The organism is Eudoraea sp., assembly GCF_049665975.1.
Lineage (GTDB): Bacteria > Bacteroidota > Bacteroidia > Flavobacteriales > Flavobacteriaceae > Eudoraea.
In genome coordinates this window covers 1-2,169 of sequence record NZ_JBATGR010000534.1, presented here as the reverse complement: position 1 = coordinate 2,169, position 2,169 = coordinate 1, and the positions used below count along the sequence as shown (strand labels likewise).

The window sequence follows — 2,169 nt, the reverse complement described above, 5'->3', positions numbered from 1 at the left end:
TTAGATGGACAGACGGAAAAACTTAAGGGTCAGACCTTTGTGGTCTCCGGGGTATTTGAAAAAATAAGTCGAACCGAATTGAAAAAGAATATTGAAGACAACGGTGGTAAAGTAAGTTCTTCCATTTCCTCAAAGACTTCTTATGTGGTGGCAGGAACCAATATGGGTCCCAGTAAAAAAGATAAGGCTGATAATTTGGGCATCCCAATTATTTCAGAGGACGAATTTTTAACAATGATCAGGTAAAAACCCTCTTTTTTAAAGAAAAAGAGGGTTTAAACAGTTTGTTTTGCAACATTCTAGTCTCCACTAAGTTCTTTATCGTATACCCATATTTCATCCCAACTATTATCCATTACCTGGTCCATGTTACGGACGAAAGCATCCCAGGATTCCTCTCCATTAACTTTAAAAAAGGTTTTCTTAAATGTAGGCGCTTCATCTAGCTCTGCCCAATTTTTATAAAATCCAACAGTAGCAATATGCCGGCCAATTCTTGAACCTTGCCTAAATTCGTTATAATAAACACCCCATGCATTGTTACCGTCCATTGCTTTAATAGTCTTGCTAATAAGCTTTAGCATAGCTTCAGCGTTATGCGAGTGTTCACTATTAACTTCCCAATATCTGACGAATTGGATAGGGTAGAGCGAAGGATCATCCGTTAACATATCTGTATTTGACAGCTTAACATCACCTTTCCAATATTCCCCATGTTCCATTTTCTTTACATAGGCCATGACGTTATCTCTCCAGTCTTCATCATGTCCTCCTTCAGCAGGCCTGGAATCGAGGTGTGCATATTTTAATGGCCCCATCATCCATACAATTTTTCCAATATCAGGACCGCTGGAAATATTGTAAACTATAGCCTTATACGCACCTTCCTTATGGTATTTTTGGTTGTGTGCCCTCATATTTTCACTGAGTACTTTTAATTTAGTGTTATCGGGTGTTAATACAATTGATTCCCACATGGGTGCTTCGGCTTCCTGAGCCCTGGTTATTACTACTGTACCTAGTAAGAATGCAGCTATTAATAAATAAGAAATTGAAATTTTTTTCATAATAATTGTTATTTGTTTTAGATTATTTTTATAGTGATTATCAAGAACGTTTTATTCTCTTTTTAATTCAAATCAAAAAGGACCAAATAAGGGTAAAAATGTCCGAAGTAAGTGTTTAATTTATCCAGGCTCAATATGAATACCCCAGGAAGTTTCCAGGAATTTTTAAAAACTCAACAAAATGATCATCCATCTGAATTATGGCCAAAGGGATTACAGGCACTGTGGTACGATTTAAAAGGTAATTGGAATGCATCGCATAATATTGCGCAGGATCTACCTTCAGAACTTGGGTATTGGATACACGCTTATCTGCATCGCAAGGAAGGGGATCAATTCAACGCCAATTATTGGTACAGAAGAGCAAATAGGCAGTATCCAAATCTTACCTTGGATGAAGAATTCAAAGTTTTAGTGGAATATGTTATATACAACTAGGTTCTGAATGGGACAAAATGATAAATTACCCTAATGGACACCGAGTTCTGTAACTTAAACAATTGTATTTGTTCATCTACCACTTCTATACAAACCTTTATCCCATAAGAAAGTCCTGAAATTTTTGGCTGAATTAACTCCAGGATTGCTGGTTCCTGAATATGATCAACCTTGGTAATTGGGTCTGGCATATAAATTAAACCTTTATGTTCTTTATCTCTGTAGAAGAGAGTAACATCAAAAAAGTAAAAATTTTCTGGAGGGATATAATCAGACCATGGGATACTATCAAAATAATATTTTGGTTTTCCTATTTTAAAGGAATAGGGTGAAATATAAAGATTAATAGTACCTAAAAAATAAATAGAGAGATCCAACCCTCCTTCCTTAAAATATGGGAGTTGTTGATTTAAAGTACCCTTGGGATATCTTTGATTATCAGATTTACCCGAAGCTACCCCATGACCTTTAAATATGAAGCCATTTACTTTCATGGTATTTAGTAGAATAAAAGTCTAACAAGGATCAGACAGTAATGGAAACCCCCTCTGAATTAATATTTTTTTTAGAATCAAAATAAAAATCGATTCTACCCAGATTTATGCCATAGCAGCCAACCTGATTCACTAAAACTGATTTATCTAAACGATTTTGTCTAATGACG

General features: G+C 35.4%; 4 protein-coding genes and 1 pseudogene. 2 read left to right on the top strand and 3 right to left on the bottom strand.

All coding sequences use genetic code 11. The features are described from left to right. The coding region (locus tag WBN20_RS16870; RefSeq protein ID WP_424282529.1) for a BRCT domain-containing protein at positions 1 to 246 on the top strand (246 nt) is incomplete at its 5' end. 53 nt (positions 247 to 299) lie between these two features. On the opposite strand, the gene WBN20_RS16865 is transcribed toward WBN20_RS16870, so the two are convergent. After that, the gene (locus WBN20_RS16865) at positions 300 to 1,067 is read right to left on the bottom strand and encodes a hypothetical protein (protein WP_424282528.1); all 768 of its coding nucleotides are present in this window, start codon (positions 1,065 to 1,067) and stop codon (positions 300 to 302) included. Between the two features lie 135 nt (positions 1,068 to 1,202). Here WBN20_RS16865 and WBN20_RS16860 point away from each other — a divergent pair, with 135 nt between their 5' ends. After that, positions 1,203 to 1,505, top strand: coding sequence for a hypothetical protein (locus WBN20_RS16860; RefSeq protein WP_424275324.1), 303 nt, complete (start codon positions 1,203 to 1,205; stop codon positions 1,503 to 1,505). Here WBN20_RS16860 and WBN20_RS16855 read toward each other — a convergent pair. Together WBN20_RS16855 and WBN20_RS16850 are read right to left on the bottom strand one after the other, a co-directional pair. Further along, positions 1,502 to 1,999: a hypothetical protein gene (locus WBN20_RS16855; RefSeq protein WP_424282527.1), complete on the bottom strand. Its 498-nt coding sequence runs from the start codon at positions 1,997 to 1,999 to the stop codon at positions 1,502 to 1,504. The genes WBN20_RS16860 and WBN20_RS16855 overlap by 4 nt on opposite strands. 31 nt (positions 2,000 to 2,030) lie before the next feature. Next, positions 2,031 to 2,169: pseudogene (locus WBN20_RS16850) on the bottom strand (bifunctional metallophosphatase/5'-nucleotidase); the annotation flags it as partial.

Coding starts and splice junctions, on each gene's coding strand:
- WBN20_RS16865 (WP_424282528.1), bottom strand. CDS start 1,067: ATGAAAAAAATTTCAATTTCTTATTTATTAATAGCTGCATTCTTACTA.
- WBN20_RS16860 (WP_424275324.1), top strand. CDS start 1,203: ATGAATACCCCAGGAAGTTTCCAGGAATTTTTAAAAACTCAACAAAAT.
- WBN20_RS16855 (WP_424282527.1), bottom strand. CDS start 1,999: ATGAAAGTAAATGGCTTCATATTTAAAGGTCATGGGGTAGCTTCGGGT.